The sequence below is a fragment of the Paractinoplanes aksuensis genome (assembly GCF_024137025.1).
GTDB classification, from domain to species: domain Bacteria; phylum Actinomycetota; class Actinomycetes; order Mycobacteriales; family Micromonosporaceae; genus Actinoplanes; species Actinoplanes aksuensis.
This window is the reverse complement of record NZ_JAMYJR010000046.1, coordinates 14,975-31,254: the sequence shown is the minus strand read 5'-3', so window position 1 is coordinate 31,254 and position 16,280 is coordinate 14,975. Positions and strand designations below refer to the sequence as shown.

Here is a 16,280-nt window from a genome sequence, read left to right as displayed (position 1 = left end):
CCGGGGGTCGCGTGCGCGACACCGGCCGAGAAACCTGTGGCGTGGTTCGCAAGGTAGGCTCCACGTGCTTACACCTATCAGTCAGGAGTGCCCGTGGCTCGCGTCGTGGTCGACGTCATGCTCAAGCCGGAGATCCTCGATCCGCAGGGCCAGGCGGTCGCGAACGCGCTGCCCAGGCTCGGCGTCACCGATGTCTCGTCCGTCCGCATCGGCCGGCGGATCGAGATCGAGTTCGCCGGTGCGCCCGACCTCGATCGGGCCCGCGAGATCGCCGACAAGCTGCTCGCCAACCCGGTGATCGAAGACTTCACCATCCACGTCCACGAGGACGCGACGGCGGAGGTCGCCTGACCATGCGCATCGGTGTGGTCACCTTCCCGGGTTCGCTCGACGACGGGGACGCGGCCCGCGCCGCGCGCATCGCCGGCGCCGACGTCGTCCGCCTCTGGCACGGCGATGCCGACCTGCACGGCGTCGACGCCGTGGTCCTGCCCGGCGGTTTCTCCTACGGCGACGCCCTGCGGTGCGGCGCCATCGCCCGGTTCGCCCCGGCCATGGATTCGATCATCGACGCCGCCCGCGGCGGTCTGCCGGTGCTCGGCATCTGCAACGGCTTCCAGATCCTCTGCGAGGCGCACCTGCTGCCCGGCGCGCTGACCCGCAACCAGCATCTGCACTTCCGCAACCGCGACCAATACCTGCGCGTCGAGTCGACGAACACGGCCTGGACCAACTCCTTCACCGGCGGGCAAGAGATCCTGATCCCGGTGAAGAACGGCGAGGGTTGTTACGTCGCCGACGAGCGCACGCTCGACCAGCTCGAGGCCGAGGGCCGCGTGGTCGCGCGCTACATCCGCGGCAATCCGAACGGTTCGCAGCGCGACATCGCCGCGATCACCAACGAGGCCGGCAACGTCGTCGGCATCATGCCGCATCCGGAACACGCGGTGGAGGCGCTGACCGGCCCGTCCCTCGACGGCCTCGGCTTCTTCACCTCTGTCCTGCGGGCCCTGGCCGGGTCGTCCGCGGGCGTCAACGCAGGGGGACACCAGTAATGACGACGCAGCCGGACACGTCCGCCCCGCCGAAGCCGACGGGCTTCGCGGCGACCGACGTGCTGGTCAACGAGTTCGACGGCGGGCCGGACACCGTGCAGCGCGCCACCACCACGCCCGAGGAACTGCAGCCGCACACCGAGCTGGGTCTCAAGGACGACGAGTACGACCGGATCCGGCAGATCCTGGGCCGCCGGCCCACCGCCTCCGAACTCGCGATGTACTCGATCATGTGGAGCGAGCACTGCTCCTACAAGTCGAGCAAGGTGCACCTGCGCCAGTTCGGTGACAAGGCCCCGCGCGGCACCCGCATGCTGGCCGGCATCGGCGAGAACGCCGGTGTCGTGCAGATCTCCGACGACATCGCCGTCACGTTCAAGGTCGAGTCGCACAACCACCCCAGCTTCGTCGAGCCCTACCAGGGCGCGGCCACCGGCGTCGGCGGCATCGTGCGCGACATCCTGGCCATGGGCGCCCGCCCGATCGCGGTCATGGACCCGCTGCGCTTCGGTGCGGCCGACCACCCCGACACCGCCCGGGTGCTGCCCGGCGTGGTCGCCGGCATCGGTGGTTACGGCAACTGCCTGGGCCTGCCCAACATCGGCGGCGAGATCGTCTTCGACCCCACGTACCAGGGCAACCCGCTGGTCAACGCGCTCAGCATCGGCGTGCTGCCGGTCGAGCGGCTGCAGCACAAAGAGGCGGCCGGCGTCGGCAACGTCGTCGTGCTGCTCGGCGCCCGCACCGGCCGCGACGGCATCGGCGGCGTCTCCGTGCTGGCCTCGGCCACCTTCGACGAGGGGGCCGAGCAGCGCCGCCCGTCGGTGCAGGTCGGCGACCCGTTCATGGAGAAGCTGCTCATCGAGAGCTGCCTCGAGCTCTACGACGCCGGCCTCGTGGCCGGCATTCAAGACCTCGGCGGCGCCGGCCTGACCTGCGCGCTCACCGAGACCGCGGCCGCGGCCGGCACCGGCATGCGGGTGTGGCTCGAGCGGGTGCCGCTGCGGGAGGCGTCCATGTCGCCGACCGAGATCCTGGCCAGCGAGTCGCAGGAGCGCATGCTCCTCATCGTCACGCCGGAAAACCTCGCGGCCGTGCTCGGCGTGGCCGAGAAGTGGGGCGTCTGGGCCACCGCGATCGGCGAGGTCACCCCGGCCGGCGAGGACGGTTCGCCGGGCCGCCTGGTGATCAGCTGGAACGACCACGTCGTGGTGGACGTGCCCCCGGGCTCGCTCGCCGACGACGGCCCGGTCTACGCCCGCCCGATCCGCGAGCCGGCCGACCTCATACTGCTGCAGGCCGACAAGGCCGAGACGCTGCCCCGGCCCTCGACCGGTGACGAGCTGCGCGAGACGGTGCTGCGCATGATCGCCTCGCCCAACCTGTGCGACAAGACCTGGGTCACCGAGCAGTACGACCGGTACGTGCTCGGCAACACGGTCCTGGCCCAGCCGGAAGACTCCGGCGTGCTGCGCATCGACGAGCGCACCGGCCTCGGTGTCGCGCTCTCGGTCGACGGCAACGGCCGGTTCGCCCGCCTCGACCCGTACGAGGGCGCGCGGCTGGCCCTGGCCGAGGCCTACCGCAACGTCGGCGTCACCGGCGCCGAGCCGATCGCGGTCACCGACTGCCTCAACTTCGGCTCGCCGGAGGACCCGGCCGTCATGTGGCAGTTCGCCGAGGCCGTCCGCGGTCTGGCCGACGGCTGCCAGACGCTGGGCACCCCGGTCACCGGTGGCAACGTCAGCTTCTACAACCAGACCGGCGCCGCCGCGATCCACCCGACCCCGGTGGTCGGCGTGCTGGGCCTGTTCGACGACGTGGCCCGGCGCATCCCGATGGGCTTCAAGGCCCCGAGCGGCGACGGCGACCTGCTGTTCCTGCTCGGCGAGACGTCGACCGAGCTGTCCGGCTCGGAATGGGCGTGGGTCACCCACGGCCATCTCGGCGGCCGGCCGCCCAAGGTCGACCTCGAGCACGAGCGCCGGCTGGCCCAGCTGATGGCCCGGGCGTCGCAGACCGGCCTGGTCAGCGCGGCGCACGACCTCTCGGACGGCGGCCTGTCCCAGGCGCTGGTCGAGAGCTGCCTCCGCTACAACGTCGGGGCCCAGGTCACGCTGCCCGCCGACGCCTTCGTGCAGCTCTTCAGCGAGTCGGCCGGCCGGGTGCTGGTCGCAGTGCCGCGCGGGCACGACAAGGCGTTCGCGGGCCTGGCCGCCGAGTTCGGCATTCCCTGTACGCCGCTCGGTGTCACCACGGCCGAGCCCGTGCTCGACGTGCGCGACCAGTTCACGCTGCCGCTCGACGAGGCCCGTGAGGCGCACGAGGGCACGCTGCCGCGGCTGTTCGGCGGCACGGCCGAGCTGGCCAACCGGCACGGCGACCCGGAGCACGCGGCCGACCCGACCGCGCCCGCCGGCCCCGACCGGGGCGACGAGGTGCTGGTCACCGCCGCGGCCGGGGCGGCCATGGAGTCGGCGGCCCCGATCGAGGCGGACGGCATTCCGGCCGCCGCCGTGGCCGAGGTCAAGGAGCCGTCGCCCAACGAGGACGCCTCCTAGCAGTCAGACACAAAAGAGCCGGCCAGCGAATCCGCTGGCCGGCTCTTTTGGTGCTTCAGACTCAGTAGTCGTGGTTGCCGCGCCGTGGGTTCGGCGCGTCCTGGCGGCCACCGCGCTGGTTGCCGTGCTGCTGCTGGTCGTCGTAGCCGGCGCGGTCGTCGTAACCGCCCTGCTGGTAACCCTGGTCGTAGCCGCCCTGCTGACCGGCCTGGTAGCCCTGGTCGTAGCCGCCGTACTGCTGGCCGTCCTGGCCGCCGCCGTACTGCTGGGTGCCGCCGCCGTACTGGCCGCCCTGACCGCCGTACTGCTGGCCGCCGACCTGCTGCGGGCCGTAGCCGTTGTTGTTGTCGAGGCCGTCGCCCGCGGCCCCCCACGATCCGTAGCCGCCCTGATCGGCCGGCTCTTGTCCGTAACCGCCGGCCTGGTAGCCGCCACCGGCCTCGGCGCCGTACTGGCCGCCGTCGTACTGCTGGGTGCCCTGGCCGTACTGCTGGTCGCCGTAGCCACCGTCGGCGTCGGCCTCGGGCCGGTACATACCGGTGGCCTCGCCGTACGCTCCGTAGTTGCCGCCCTGCTGAGCGCCGCCGCCGTAGCCGTCGTTCTCGGGCGGGCGGCCGTACGAGGTCGCCTCGCCGTACGGCTGCTGCTGAGCGCCGCCGTACTGCTGCGTGCCCCCGCCGCCGTACTGCTGGGTGCCGTTGCCGTACTGGTTTCCGCCCTGGTCCCAGCCGCCGGCCGCCGCACCGGCGAAGCCACCCGGCTGGGGCAGCGGAGCGCCGTAGGGGTCGGGGAACTCGTCCTCGGCCGCGGGCACCGGGCGGTGGATAACGGTCGGCGCGTCCGCCATGGCCGCCGACCGCGGGGCCGGAGCGATCATCGTGGCGTCGTTGCGCCCGCCGCCGACCGGCGCGCCGACGCGGGTCGCGTCGGTGAACCCGCCACGGCTCGGCGGCACCGCGCCGCCCGAACCGGACAGGCCGGTCGGGTCGTCGTCACCGTCGTCGTTGCCGCTGTTACGGCGGCGCAGCACGACCAGCACGATCGCGCCGATACCGGCCGCCACCAGCAGGACGCCGATGATGATGTAGAGCATCGAGCCGCCGCTGTCCTCGGTGGACGCGGCCTGGTCGGTCTCTTGCTGAGCCGGCGCGGTGTCTTCCGGCGCCGCCTCTTCGCTCACCTCTTCGGTGGGCGTGGCGCTGGTCGGCGACGCGCTCGGCGTCGGGGTCGGCGACTTGGTCGGGACCGCTGTCGACTTCAGCGTCAGTGAGATGGTCAGGTTCTGGCCGGCCTGGGCCTCACGCTGGACCGTGGCCTCTTCGAAGCCGTCCTTGCCGGCGCCGACGGAGATGCGCCCGGGCGCGATCGGGTTACTGTCGCTCGAGGTGAACGAGAACTGCCCCGAGCCGTCGGAGCTGCCCCGGAAGACCTTGCCGACGCTGTCCTCCATGCCGACGATGGCACCCGCGATCGCCTTGCCGTCCTGGTCCTTGATGCGACCGGAGACCTGGCGCACGGACTGTGGACGGTCCGGCCCCTTGATGGTGATCTGCTGGGAAGCCTGGCCCGGCCGCTCGCCCTGGACCTCGGCCCGGATCTCGACCGTTACCTGACGCGTCTCACCGGCGTTGACATTGGGTGCGGTGAGTTGCACGGAGAACTGGCGTCCGTTGCCGTCGACCGTGGTACGCCGGCTGCAGTCGCCGCCCCGGCAGTCCATGCCGCCGCCGTTGACGTTGATCTGCGCCGGGACCGGGATCTGGCTGCCGTTGCCCTCGGCGACCGAGAACTGCATGGTCAGCCGGCCGCCCGAGAGAACCTCGGTCTGCAGGTCGGTGATCTGCACGTTCGGCGGTTCGGCGAGCGCCACTGCGGGCGCGACGAAAACTCCGCCCAGCACCACCGCCAGTAACGCACCGGCCTGGGCCACCCGGGCTCGTAGGTGCGTCGTCACCATCCACCGCCTTCCGGTCGCACGGTCCTCCCGGCCGTTCAAGGGTGGCCGGTTACATCCCGCGACTAAAACACCGTCGGCCACTATGCCTTGTCACACGTCCATCGCGCGACCCAGGGCCGCGTACCAATCTCGCTGAAGCGAGTCGTATCGTCCCGACGTGTCCCCTGCGCACAATAAATCCGAGTCCGTGAAAGAAGCGTTGGACGCGCTCGACCGAGGCGTCGAACCCGAGAGATCAGTGCAGCGTGACGCTGTGCGAGCGCTGCTGGCCGAGTTGTCCCGGAAGGCGCCTGGCCGATCGGTGGAGGTCCGAATTCCGCCGTTCGGTGCGATTCAGTGTGTTCCTGGTCCCAGGCACACCCGCGGCACTCCGCCCAATGTGGTCGAAGCGGACCCGATCACCTGGCTGCTTGTGGCCACGCAGCGTATGACCTGGGCCGATGCGGTGCGTGACGGCCGGCTGCGCGCGAGCGGTATCCGAACGGATCTGACCGAATACCTTCCGCTAACCGGTCGCGAGGCCGATTAGCTGCGGAGTCAGTACCCGCCGGCTCGCGTACACTGGGCGGTCGGACGGCAGTTACGAGCACACCAGCATGAGGGAGCTACACGTGCCCCGAGGCGACGGCCGGTTGACCGACGATCTCGACCCCCAGGAGCGCGGCCCCCAGGATGCCTGTGGCGTCTTCGGCGTCTGGGCCCCCGAGGAAGAGGTCGCGAAACTCACCTACTTCGGGCTCTTTGCTCTTCAGCACCGTGGCCAGGAGGCGGCGGGCATCGCGGTGAGTGACGGCTCGGGCGTGGTGGTCTACAAGGATCTCGGCCTGGTGTCCCAGGTGTTCGACGAGCCCACCCTGGCCAGCCTGCGCGGCCACCTCGCGATCGGGCACACCCGCTACTCGACCACCGGCGGCTCGAACTGGGAGAACGCCCAGCCGACGATCCGGGCCACCACAGCCGGCACGACGATCGCGCTGGCCCACAACGGCAACCTGGTCAACACGGCCGAAATGGCCCGCGAGGTCGCCGAGCGCGGCCTCGAAGCCGACAGTGCCACCTCCGACACCGCCCTGGTCACCACGCTGCTGGCCAGCCGCCCCGACCTGTCCGTCGAGGCCGCCGCGCTCGAGGTGCTGCCGACCCTGCGCGGCGCGTTCAGCTTCGTCTTCATGGATGAGAACACGCTGTATGCCGCCCGCGACCCCCAGGGCGTACGCCCGCTGGTGCTGGGCCGCATGGAGCGGGGCTGGGTCGTGGCCAGCGAGACGGCCGCCCTCGACATCGTCGGCGCCAGCTTCGTGCGCGAGGTCGAGCCGGGCGAGATGCTCGCGGTCGACGAGCACGGCCTGCGCTCCACCCGGTTCGCCGCGCCCGAGCCCAAGGGCTGCCTTTTCGAGTACGTCTATCTGGCCCGCCCCGACACGACGATCGCCGGCCGCAACATGTACTCGGCCCGCGTCGAGATCGGCCGCGTGCTGGCCCGCGAACACCCCGTCGAGGCCGACCTGGTCATCCCGGTGCCCGAGTCGGGCACCCCGGCCGCGATCGGGTACGCCGAGGAATCCGGCATCACCTTCAGCGCCGGGCTGACCAAGAACGCGTACGTCGGCCGCACCTTCATCCAGCCGTCCCAGACGATTCGCCAGCTCGGCATCCGACTCAAGCTCAACCCGCTGCGCGAGGTCGTGCGGGGCAAGCGCCTGGTCGTGGTCGACGACTCGATCGTCCGCGGCAACACCCAGCGGGCACTGGTCCGCATGCTGCGCGAGGCCGGGGCGCTCGAGGTGCACGTGCGCATCTCGTCGCCGCCGGTGAAGTGGCCGTGCTTCTACGGCATCGATTTCGCCACCCGGGCCGAGCTGCTGGCCAACGGGCTCGACAACGAGGGCATCCGCCGCTCGATCGGCGCCGACTCCCTGGGTTATGTTTCCCTGGACGGGTTGGTGCAGGCGACCGAGCAGCCCAAGACGCGCCTGTGCATGGCCTGCTTCGACGGGCACTATCCGATCGAGCTGCCGGCAGGCAACCTGATCGGCAAGCACCTGCTCGAAGGGGTCGGCAAGCGGGCCTCGATGCCGTCGGCCACCGACGAGGCCGCGACCGCGGCCGTCGCCGGGCTCGAGACCGAGTACGACGTGCGTGAGCTGGCCGGTCAGGGCGGCGGCGCGTGACTTTGACGAACGAAAGACCGCTAAGGGGAGAACCGTGACGCACGTGTCCGAGCGCAACAGTGCCGGGTCCAACGGCGCTGAGGGCGGCGACCGCCGGCCCTGGACGGCCGGGGGCGGCCGCGGGGTGCGCAAGCGCACGGCCACGTACGCCGACGCGGGTGTCTCGATCGAGGCCGGTGACCGGGCCGTCGAGCTCCTGAAGTCGAAGGTCAAGAAGACCACCCGGCCCGAGGTCATGGGCGATCTGGGCGGCTTCTCGGGCCTGTTCCGGCTGAACACGGCGAAATACAAGAGCCCGATCCTGGCCTCGTCGACCGACGGCGTCGGCACCAAGCTCGTGATCGCCCAGCAGCTCGACATCCACGACACGATCGGCATCGACCTGGTCGCCATGGTCGTCGACGACCTGGTCGCCTGCGGGGCCGAGCCGCTCTTCCTGCTCGACTACATCGCCTGCGGCGAGGTCGTGCCGGACAAGGTGGCCGAGATCGGCGCCGGCATCGCCGACGGCTGCCGCTACGCCGGCTGCGCGCTGCTCGGCGGCGAGACGGCCGAGCACCCGGGCGTCCTGCGCCCCGACGAGTACGACGTCTCGGCCACCGGCGTCGGCGTGGTCGAAGAGAGCGAGATCCTCGGCCGCGAGCGGGTCGAGGTGGGCGACGCGGTGATCGCGATGCGGTCCTCCGGCCTGCACTCCAACGGCTACTCGCTGGTGCGTCACGTGCTGCTCGGCGCGGGCCGCATGCGGCTCGACTCGGTGGTCGACGACTTCGGCTCGCAGCGCACGCTGGGCGAAGAGCTGCTGACCCCCACCAAGATCTACGCCAAGGACTGCCTGGGCCTGATCGAGGAGACCGACGTCCGCGCGTTCTCGCACGTGACCGGCGGCGGCATCCCCGGCAACCTCAACCGTGTGCTGCCCGGTAACGCCGACGCGGTGGTCGACCGCTCGACCTGGCGCCCGCAGCCCATCTTCGACCTCATCCAGGCCAAGGGCCGGATCGAGGACAACGAGATGGAGGCCACGTTCAACATGGGCGTCGGCATGTTCGCGATCGTCTCGTCCGACGACGCCGACCGTGCCATGGCCTACCTGACCGGCCGCGGCGTCGAGGCGTGGCAGGTCGGCGAGGTCATCGACGGCACCGGCGAGGTGCAGATGATGGGGCAGTACACCCGGGGCTGAGGCCCGGCGCGGTGACGATCCGCGTGTGTCGATATCCGGCACATGCGGATCTTTTTCGTTTACTGGCTGGACCCGGGGGCCTAGCCTCTGACGTGAGTTGCTCACACGTTGGACGGGGGTGTGGCGGTGGCGCGAGCCTGGAGCGGGATGCGGGGCATCTCGTCCGTGCCGACGTACGTCGTCATGCAGCCCACCACTCTCTGCAACCTCGACTGCGCCTACTGCTACCTGCCGTTCCGGGCGGCCGACAAGCGCATGCCGGTCGAGGTCGCGCGGGCCGTCGCCACCTCGATCGACGGCTGGGCCCGCGACGGCCGCTTCTCGGTGGTCTGGCACGGCGGGGAACCGCTGGCGGCCGGCCGCGAGCACCTGGCCGCGCTGCTCGATCCGTTCGGCCCCGGGGTCGAACACCACGTGCAGACCAACGCCACGCTGATCGACGACGCCTGGTGCGATTTCTTCCAGACCCATGACGTACGGGTCAGTGTCAGCGTCGACGGCCCACCCGAGCGCAACGGCGAACGGGTCACCCGAGGCGGCAAACCGGCGTACGACCGGATACTGCGCGGCATCGAGACCCTGCGCCGCCGGGACATCCCGTTCTCGGCGCTGTGCGTGGTCAGTGATCCCCGGCCCGGCGCGGCCACCGAGCTCTACGACTACTTCCTCGGGCTGGGCTGCGACGTGCTCGGCATCAACGTCGAGGAGCAGGAGGGCGTGAACACCCGGGCCAACGGTCACGCCGCGGCCGACGTCACCGCGTTCTGGGCCGAGCTGGTCACCGCCTGGCGGGCCGACCCGCGCATCCACCTGCGCGAGGTGGAGTGGTCGCTGCGGTACGTGGGCGCGGTGCTCGACGGCACGGCCGACGACCTGCTGCCCCGGCAGCTCGACCCGATCCCCACCGTGGCCCACGACGGCTCGGTGGTGCTGCTCTCGCCCGAACTGGCCGGCTTCTCCGACCCCCGGTACGGCGACTTCACGAGCGGTAACGTGCTGACCACGCCGCTGGGCGAAATCCTGGCCGGCGCCGCCTCTACGCCATGGATCGCCGAGTTTCTGCGGGGCGTCGAGGCGTGCCGCGCGGCGTGCCCGTATTTCGGTTTCTGCGGTGGCGCCCACGCGGCCAACCGTTACTTCGAGCAGGGCCGGTTCGACACCACCGAGACGGACCACTGCCGGAACAGCAAGATTCGCCTACTGGAGGGAGTGCTGGACCATGCCCGAGACCACGAGCCCTCGGCTGTCCGATGAGCCGGGGATCGATCCGGTGAGCGCACGGGTGAACGACACCCGGGCCGGGCTGGCCGCGCTCCTCGCCGAGGCGGAACAGGCACGGCAGGCACGCGCGGAGAGCACGGCGGAAGACGGTTCGGCGGTATGCGCCTGGAACCACTTCGAAAACATCCCGACGTTCTACAACTGGAACAACAGGCCGCGCTGATGGCGCTGTTACATGGCTCCGCTTCGCTCCGCGGGCGATCGCCCCAAGGGGCGATCGCGGGCAGTTCACGATTTTCGAGTCCACCAGGGGCAGGTCGGTGAGGACCGGGTTGCCCTGACCAGCTGGGTCGCCGGTGCAGTGGTTCGAAGCCCACGCGTGCGTTAGCGCGCGTGGGCTTCGGTTTTGAACCGTAGGTTGAAATCACCACAAGCAACTGACCACGGCGCACGGGAGCACGCGGTCTGCCGCGTGCTCTGTGCGATACGGGTCAGCGCCTTGTCGGCGACCAGGAATCCTGGTCGTCGTCAGCGTCGTCCTCGTCATCGTCGACGAACTCATCTTTGTCGTCGTTGAAATGACGGTCGGACTGACCGGCACCCGCCAGTTCGCGCTGCAAGGCGGTGAGGTCGGTGTTCGGGGAGTGATACTTCAACTCCCGGGCCACCTTCGTCTGCTTGGCCTTAGCACGGCCGCGCCCCATGGCTCGACCCCCTCGCACAGAATTCGGGGCAGCCCGAAGGCGGGCCCCGATGACGTTAGGCATCTCTCGTGGGTCTTACGGTACATGGACGATGCCGTCTTCGGCACCTCGGGTTGCGTGTGACACTGCCGCGCGTCGCGGTTTTCCGTCCGGGAACGCGCGGCAGGCACCAAACCGCTCTCTTTTCCTACCCCGCAGCCCACCTTTCGGCGGGTAGAGGTGGCCGTTCAGCCGAGATAGATGGAGCGCAGCCGGCCGACCTCGGCCATGCGCTGCTCGGCCAGCCGGTCGGCGGCGACGGCCGGGGCCACGCCCTCGGCGTCGGCCATCCGCAGGATGCGGCGGGTGGTCTCGAAGATGCCGGTGGCCCGCAGCTTGGCCCGCTCGAAGTTGAAGCCCTCGATCTCGTCGGCCACCTGGATCACGCCGCCCGCGTTGACCAGGTAGTCGGGCGTGTAGAGGATGCCCCGCTCGGCCAGCGTCTTCTCGATGCCGGGGTGGGCCAGCTGGTTGTTGGCGCCGCCGGTGACGACCTTGGCCCGCAGCACGGGGACGGTGTCGTCGTCGAGCGCGCCGCCCAGGGCGCACGGGGCGTAGACGTCCAGGTCCGAGGTGATCAGGGCCTGGGTGTCGGCGACCAGCTCGATCTGCGGGTAGGTGGTGCGGGCCCAGCTCAACGCGGCCTCGTTGACGTCGGTCGCGATGACCGCGGCGCCGTCCTCGATCAGGTGGCCGGCCAGATATTTGCCGACCTTGCCGAGACCGGCGATGCCGACCGTGCGGCCGGCCAGGGTGGGACGGCCCCAGGTGTGCTCGGCGGCAGCGCGCATGCCCTGGAAGACGCCCCAGGCGGTGAGGATCGAGGAGTCGCCGGCGCCGCCGTGCTCGGGGCTGCGACCAGTGGCGTATCGGGTCTCGCGGGCGATGACATCCATGTCGGGGACGTAGGTGCCGACGTCGCAGGCGGTGTAGTAGCGCCCGTGCAGCGACTCGACGAAGCGGCCGTACGCCCGCAGCAGGCCCTCGGACTTGGCCCGGGCCGGGTCGCCCCAGATGACGGCCTTGCCGCCGCCGAGGTCGAGCCCGGCGAGTGCGTTCTTGTAGGCCATGCCGCGGGAGAGCTTCAACACGTCGGCCAGCGCCGCGTCCTCACTCTCGTACGGATAGAAACGGGTGCCGCCGAGAGCCGGCCCGAGGGCCGTGGAGTAGATCCCGATGATCGCCTTGAGGCCGGTCTGCCTGTCCTGGCAGAAGACGACCTGTTCGTGACCGCTGGCGTCGGTGCCGTCGGTGTCGAACACGCCCATGGCAGTTCTCCTGATCTGGTGTCTGGCCCTTGTGGGGCGGGGGCGCCGGCCGGGGTGAGCCGGACATTGCGAGCCTAGTCGGGTGCCTCCCCGGCGGGATTCCGTCCGCGCGGGAAGTTCCACCCGGCCGATTTCGTGAAAGGATCGCGCCGTGCCGTCACTGTTCGCGTCGTACCTGAGGGTTTACGAGCCGCTGACCGCCTTCGACCGCGACCGTCAGGTTTTCTGGCGCAAGTACGCGCGTGAGGGTCGTGCCCTGGGCCCGGTCGACGGCCCGGTGCGCCAGCGTTCGGCCGTGCTCGAGGCGCTCGGCGCCGGCTGGACCCGGCTGCCCGATCTGCCCGACGAGGCGTACGTGTTGCAGTGGGGTGACTCGTTGCTGGTCTGCCCGTGGAATCTGCGCCTGCGGGTCGCCGAGGCCGCCCTGAACGCGCGCGACGGGGTGCCCAGCGTGCTGGCCGACGCGTTCGTGCCGCCCGTGCTGGCCGGCCAGGCCAAGGCCGTGGTCGAGGATTGGCGCAGCGGGGCCAAGGTGCTCGAGCACGGTGTGCCCCGGGTCCACGAGCAGATCGCCACCTGGGGTGTGCCGCTGCGCTGGTTCGTCTTCGTCGATCTGGAAGAGCGGGTCATCGACCTCTCGGCCCAGCCGCGCACCCTGCGTTACCGCACCGAGATCTCGAAGGCCCGCCGGCGGGCTCACCGTGCGGTGGCCGTGCTGCGAAAGTCGCTGGGCGACGCTCCCATCACCGAGGCCGTCGAAGAGGGCACCCGGTGGCTCGAGGAGTTCCATCCGCGCTCGATCGTCGAGCTTGACTACGGCGGCCTCGTCAACCTTCTCCCGGATGACGTTCTCGCTGGTGACGATTCACCCGGAGTGGTGGCGGCGGGTCTGTCGGCTCTCTCCCGCGGCGACGCCGACGACGCCTCGGCCGCGTACGAGAAACTGGTCGAGCGCTGGCGGGCCGTCCAGCTGCTCGAGCGTTGCAACTGACCTGCGCAAATGCGGTGAGAAGGGGCCTTTGGGAGCGCTCCCGAGATGAACACTCTTCGTAATCGCCGTTCGCCGAAGCGTGATAATCGGACTAAACGCGACACTATCTGGCGTAGAAAACACGCAAAAATCGGGCATGCTTCATCCGTCTATCTGGGGACCTTCGTCCGTTCGGCCCATGTCGGACATCGGGGACTAGCCGGACCATGAGAGACGCACCGGCCGGCGGGACCCCGGCCGTTGTCTATAGGTACCTGTGGAGGAGTGACCGATGGCATCGCGTACGCACGATCCTGAGCCGCTACTAACGCCGGCCGAGGTGGCGTCGATGTTCCGTGTCGACCCGAAGACCGTCACTCGGTGGGCGAAGGCCGGCAAGCTGAGTGCGATCCGCACTCTGGGCGGCCACCGTCGTTACCGGGAGTCGGAAGTTCGTGCTCTGCTGCAAGGGCAGATTCCCACGCAGCGTCAGGGCGATTGACACGGACCTCAATCGAGGTGAAGACCGTTGCAAGGGGCGAGCGTCGGGGAAGACGATCGCCCCTTCTTCGTAGCTATGAAGTGACCGGCTTGATCGCGATGACCGTGATGCGGTCGCGGTGGCCCAGGATCCGGTAGCGCAGTGAGCCGAGGATGCCGGTCACCCAGTACTTGCGGCCCAGCACCTTGGCGAAGTGGTCGCACTCGGCGTCGCTGACGATGCGGGCCGTGCCCTCGACTGCCTCGCCCCGCACGTTGCCCCGGATGTCGCAGGCCGCGACGGTGACGCGAGGATCCTTACGGACCCGCTTCACCTTGTACGACCGGGTCTCCGTCCAGATGGCCACGCCGGCCCCGTCGGGCAGCACCCAGACCGGTGTCGCCACGGGTGAACCGTCCTTGCGGAAAGTGGTCAGAAGGACGTACTTCTCGGAACCGAGTTGCTCCAGAGTGGGCATGCCCCAAGGGTAGTGACCATGGGAGAGCCACCGATCGGCGACGTGTTCGGCGAGATGATCCGCGACGCCTACGCGGTGCGCACCGGGGTCGGTCCCCGGCCGCTGGCCGGCGGGCGGGTGCCCCGGCCGGTCATCGAGGTGATCGAACGCGACGACGGCCTGATCAACGGGGCGCCGGTCGACCACTACCTGGACGAGCCCGGCGACTGGCAGCCGCACGACCATCGGGCGCTGCGGCTCTGCCGGGGACACGTGCTCGACATCGGCGTCGGCGCCGGGCGCACCGCCGTCGAGCTGCAGCGCCGCGGCATGGCGGTGACCGGGCTCGACACCTCGGCCGGGGCGATCGCCGTCGCCCGCGAGCGGGGACTGCGCGACACCGTTCTCAACACCGTCGACGCGTACGCCTCGGCCAGCGCCCGCTACGACACGTTCCTGCTGCTCGGCAACAACCTGGGGCTGCTCGAGAGCGCCGAGCGCGCGCCCGTCCTGCTGGACGCGCTGGCCCGGCTGGCCAACCCGGGCGCCCGAATCATCGCGCAGGGCACCGACCCGTACGGCACCACCGACCCCGTCCACGTCGCCTATCACCGGCGGAACCGGGAGAAGGGCCGGCTCGGCGGGCAGTTGCGGCTGAGGTTGCGCTACCGCCTGCTGGCCACGCCCTGGTTCGACTATCTGAACTGCTCGGCGGCCGAACTTGAAGCGCTGCTCGAGGGCACCCGGTGGAGCCTGAAAGCGGTCGACGACACCGACCGGCCGTACTACCTTGCCGTCATGGAGCTGCGGGAGTGACCACGCTGAGCCGCGACCAGGTGCGCACCAGCCGGCGGATCGCCCTGGTGCTGCGGCACCGGCCCGAGTCGGCCGGCCTCACCCTGGACGCGAACGGCTGGGTGCCGGTGGCCGACCTGCTGGCCGCGTTGGGGATCACCCGGGCCGAGCTCGACGTGGTGGTCGAACACAACGACAAGTCGCGGTTCGCGGTGACCCGGCGGGCCGACGGCACCGACTGGATCCGGGCCAGCCAGGGGCACTCGCGTCGGGTGTCGGTCGACCTCGGGCTGCCGCCGGCCGATCCGCCGGCCGCGCTGTTCCACGGCACACCCCGTACCAACCTCGAATCGATCATGAATGAGGGCCTGCAGCCGCGCAGCCGGGATCACGTGCACCTCTCGACCGGGGTGCCGACGGCGCTGCTCGTCGGGGGCCGCCGCTCGGCCGACGTGGTGGTGCTGCGGGTGGCCACCGGCGAGATGGCGGCGGCCGGGCACGTGTTCCACCTCAGCGCGAACGGCGTGTGGCTCACGTCCGAGGTGCCGCCGCGCTATCTCACGTTGGATACGTGACACCGGCTGCCTCCTCCTCGGATGCGCCGGAGGAGGAGGCGGCCGGGCCTAGACCTTCGGCGGGATCCCGCCGTCCCCGTCGACGATCATGTCGGGGTTCCCGTCCTCGTCGAGGTCGACCATCGTGATGTCGACCTTGCCGTCCCCGTCGGTGTCGAACTGGAACAGGTCGGGCTTGCCGTCCCCGTCGGTGTCGGACACCCACACGTCGGTCTTGCCATCGCCGTTGGCGTCCTGGGCGATGAGGTCGACGCGCTCGCTCCCACGCGTCTCGACGATCTCCTGCGGCTCGGTCATGAGGCCTCCCGGCATATCGCGTACACGGTCGCAGGGAAGAGTAAGACCCAAGTCACAGCGCCGCGAGCCGAGCGTCGCCGGTAACGTTCATCGAATGGACATAGCGGCCGACAGTGTGCAGGAGCTCTTCACCGACGGCGGCGGATCGCTCGGCGCGCGGATGGGCATTCAGCTCAGCGAGGCGTCGGCCGAACGGGTCGTCGGCACCATGCCGGTCGAAGGCAACACCCAGCCGTACGGGCTTCTGCACGGCGGTGCTTCCTGCGTGCTGGCCGAGACGCTGGGGTCGGTGGGGGCGGTCATGCACGGGCAGACGGTCGACCGGCCGTTCGCCGTGGGCGTCGACATCAACGCCACCCATCACAAGTCGGCCCGGTCCGGGGTCGTCACCGGGGTGGCCACTCCGGTGCACCGGGGGCGCACGATGGCGACGTACGAAATCGTCATCACCGACGACAGCGGCGAACGGGTCTGCACCGCGCGCATCACCTGCCTGCTGCGCGGGGCGTGAATTCCGGGGTCTCAGCGCGCAGACCTTGACCG

At 70.3% G+C, this 16,280-nt stretch carries 18 protein-coding genes; 13 read left to right on the top strand and 5 right to left on the bottom strand.

Features of this window, described 5'->3' with window-relative positions:
• Positions 1–93: 93 nt before the first annotated feature.
• Genes purS through purL form a run of 3 tightly spaced genes read left to right on the top strand, consistent with a single transcriptional unit; the run spans position 94 to position 3,616 of the window.
• The gene (gene purS, locus M1L60_RS38280) at positions 94–351 is read left to right on the top strand and encodes a phosphoribosylformylglycinamidine synthase subunit PurS (RefSeq protein ID WP_221380825.1); all 258 of its coding nucleotides are present in this window, start codon (positions 94–96) and stop codon (positions 349–351) included.
• The gene (gene purQ, locus M1L60_RS38275; RefSeq protein ID WP_253242488.1) at positions 348–1,055 is read left to right on the top strand and encodes a phosphoribosylformylglycinamidine synthase subunit PurQ; all 708 of its coding nucleotides are present in this window, start codon (positions 348–350) and stop codon (positions 1,053–1,055) included. The genes purS and purQ overlap by 4 nt, the downstream gene beginning before the upstream one ends.
• Complete coding sequence (purL, locus tag M1L60_RS38270; RefSeq protein ID WP_253242470.1) at positions 1,055–3,616, top strand: phosphoribosylformylglycinamidine synthase subunit PurL; 2,562 nt, start codon at positions 1,055–1,057, stop codon at positions 3,614–3,616. Before purQ ends, purL begins: the two co-directional genes overlap by 1 nt.
• 61 nt (positions 3,617–3,677) lie before the next feature.
• Here purL and M1L60_RS38265 read toward each other — a convergent pair whose 3' ends face one another.
• Positions 3,678–5,573 carry a carboxypeptidase-like regulatory domain-containing protein gene (locus tag M1L60_RS38265; protein ID WP_253242469.1) on the bottom strand — a complete coding sequence of 632 codons (1,896 nt, stop codon included), beginning with the start codon at positions 5,571–5,573 and terminating at the stop codon, positions 3,678–3,680.
• A 157-nt stretch (positions 5,574–5,730) separates the two neighbouring features.
• Between M1L60_RS38265 and M1L60_RS38260 the strand changes: the two genes are divergently transcribed.
• From M1L60_RS38260 to amcA, 5 genes are all read left to right on the top strand, one after another.
• Positions 5,731–6,102, top strand: a complete 372-nt coding sequence (locus tag M1L60_RS38260) for a sterol carrier family protein (protein WP_253242468.1) — start codon at positions 5,731–5,733, stop codon at positions 6,100–6,102.
• A gap of 82 nt (positions 6,103–6,184) precedes the next feature.
• Positions 6,185–7,744: an amidophosphoribosyltransferase gene (gene purF / locus M1L60_RS38255; RefSeq protein ID WP_253242467.1), complete on the top strand. Its 1,560-nt coding sequence runs from the start codon at positions 6,185–6,187 to the stop codon at positions 7,742–7,744.
• Positions 7,745–7,778: 34 nt separating this feature from the next.
• A complete protein-coding gene (gene purM / locus M1L60_RS38250) occupies positions 7,779–8,930 on the top strand; it encodes a phosphoribosylformylglycinamidine cyclo-ligase (protein WP_253242466.1) in 1,152 nt (383 codons plus the stop codon).
• 147 nt (positions 8,931–9,077) lie between these two features.
• Complete coding sequence (gene amcB, locus M1L60_RS38245) at positions 9,078–10,184, top strand: cyclophane-forming radical SAM peptide maturase AmcB (RefSeq protein WP_253242487.1); 1,107 nt, start codon at positions 9,078–9,080, stop codon at positions 10,182–10,184.
• Entirely contained in the window at positions 10,150–10,374 is a 225-nt protein-coding gene (amcA, locus tag M1L60_RS38240) for a multiple cyclophane-containing RiPP AmcA (protein ID WP_253242465.1), read from the top strand. Before amcB ends, amcA begins: the two co-directional genes overlap by 35 nt.
• A gap of 268 nt (positions 10,375–10,642) precedes the next feature.
• On the opposite strand, the gene M1L60_RS38235 is transcribed toward amcA, so the two are convergent.
• Both M1L60_RS38235 and M1L60_RS38230 read right to left on the bottom strand, forming a co-directional pair.
• Complete coding sequence (locus M1L60_RS38235) at positions 10,643–10,855, bottom strand: DUF3073 domain-containing protein (protein WP_253242464.1); 213 nt, start codon at positions 10,853–10,855, stop codon at positions 10,643–10,645.
• A gap of 227 nt (positions 10,856–11,082) precedes the next feature.
• Complete coding sequence (locus M1L60_RS38230; protein WP_253242463.1) at positions 11,083–12,162, bottom strand: Glu/Leu/Phe/Val family dehydrogenase; 1,080 nt, start codon at positions 12,160–12,162, stop codon at positions 11,083–11,085.
• A gap of 151 nt (positions 12,163–12,313) precedes the next feature.
• On the opposite strand from M1L60_RS38230, the gene M1L60_RS38225 reads away from it, so the two are divergent.
• Positions 12,314–13,153, top strand: coding sequence for a DUF8083 family protein (locus M1L60_RS38225; RefSeq protein ID WP_253242462.1), 840 nt, complete (start codon positions 12,314–12,316; stop codon positions 13,151–13,153).
• Between the two features lie 271 nt (positions 13,154–13,424).
• On the top strand, positions 13,425–13,634 hold the full coding sequence (locus M1L60_RS38220) for a BldC family transcriptional regulator (RefSeq protein WP_014687221.1): 210 nt from the start codon (positions 13,425–13,427) through the stop codon (positions 13,632–13,634).
• A gap of 73 nt (positions 13,635–13,707) precedes the next feature.
• On the opposite strand, the gene M1L60_RS38215 is transcribed toward M1L60_RS38220, so the two are convergent.
• Positions 13,708–14,091 (bottom strand): PPOX class F420-dependent oxidoreductase, encoded by a 384-nt coding sequence (locus M1L60_RS38215; RefSeq protein WP_253242461.1) that lies wholly within the window; start codon positions 14,089–14,091, stop codon positions 13,708–13,710.
• An 18-nt stretch (positions 14,092–14,109) separates the two neighbouring features.
• Here M1L60_RS38215 and M1L60_RS38210 point away from each other — a divergent pair, with 18 nt between their 5' ends.
• A complete protein-coding gene (locus M1L60_RS38210) occupies positions 14,110–14,886 on the top strand; it encodes a class I SAM-dependent methyltransferase (RefSeq protein ID WP_253242460.1) in 777 nt (258 codons plus the stop codon).
• Positions 14,883–15,440 carry an RNA 2'-phosphotransferase gene (locus tag M1L60_RS38205; RefSeq protein WP_253242459.1) on the top strand — a complete coding sequence of 186 codons (558 nt, stop codon included), beginning with the start codon at positions 14,883–14,885 and terminating at the stop codon, positions 15,438–15,440. The genes M1L60_RS38210 and M1L60_RS38205 overlap by 4 nt, the downstream gene beginning before the upstream one ends.
• A gap of 48 nt (positions 15,441–15,488) precedes the next feature.
• Here the strand turns inward: M1L60_RS38205 and M1L60_RS38200 are convergent, their stop codons facing one another.
• On the bottom strand, positions 15,489–15,737 hold the full coding sequence (locus tag M1L60_RS38200; protein WP_253242458.1) for a hypothetical protein: 249 nt from the start codon (positions 15,735–15,737) through the stop codon (positions 15,489–15,491).
• 94 nt (positions 15,738–15,831) lie between these two features.
• On the opposite strand from M1L60_RS38200, the gene M1L60_RS38195 reads away from it, so the two are divergent.
• Positions 15,832–16,248, top strand: coding sequence for a PaaI family thioesterase (locus M1L60_RS38195; RefSeq protein ID WP_221380810.1), 417 nt, complete (start codon positions 15,832–15,834; stop codon positions 16,246–16,248).
• Positions 16,249–16,280 lie beyond the last annotated feature (32 nt).

Excerpts from the sequence above, each read along its gene's own strand:
- purL (WP_253242470.1), top strand. The coding sequence starts at position 1,055 with ATGACGACGCAGCCGGACACGTCCGCCCCGCCGAAGCCGACGGGCTTC.
- M1L60_RS38265 (WP_253242469.1), bottom strand. The coding sequence starts at position 5,573 with ATGGTGACGACGCACCTACGAGCCCGGGTGGCCCAGGCCGGTGCGTTA.
- amcB (WP_253242487.1), top strand. The coding sequence starts at position 9,078 with ATGCGGGGCATCTCGTCCGTGCCGACGTACGTCGTCATGCAGCCCACC.
- amcA (WP_253242465.1), top strand. The coding sequence starts at position 10,150 with ATGCCCGAGACCACGAGCCCTCGGCTGTCCGATGAGCCGGGGATCGAT.
- M1L60_RS38235 (WP_253242464.1), bottom strand. The coding sequence starts at position 10,855 with ATGGGGCGCGGCCGTGCTAAGGCCAAGCAGACGAAGGTGGCCCGGGAG.
- M1L60_RS38230 (WP_253242463.1), bottom strand. The coding sequence starts at position 12,162 with ATGGGCGTGTTCGACACCGACGGCACCGACGCCAGCGGTCACGAACAG.
- M1L60_RS38220 (WP_014687221.1), top strand. The coding sequence starts at position 13,425 with ATGGCATCGCGTACGCACGATCCTGAGCCGCTACTAACGCCGGCCGAG.
- M1L60_RS38215 (WP_253242461.1), bottom strand. The coding sequence starts at position 14,091 with ATGCCCACTCTGGAGCAACTCGGTTCCGAGAAGTACGTCCTTCTGACC.
- M1L60_RS38210 (WP_253242460.1), top strand. The coding sequence starts at position 14,110 with ATGGGAGAGCCACCGATCGGCGACGTGTTCGGCGAGATGATCCGCGAC.
- M1L60_RS38200 (WP_253242458.1), bottom strand. The coding sequence starts at position 15,737 with ATGACCGAGCCGCAGGAGATCGTCGAGACGCGTGGGAGCGAGCGCGTC.
- M1L60_RS38195 (WP_221380810.1), top strand. The coding sequence starts at position 15,832 with ATGGACATAGCGGCCGACAGTGTGCAGGAGCTCTTCACCGACGGCGGC.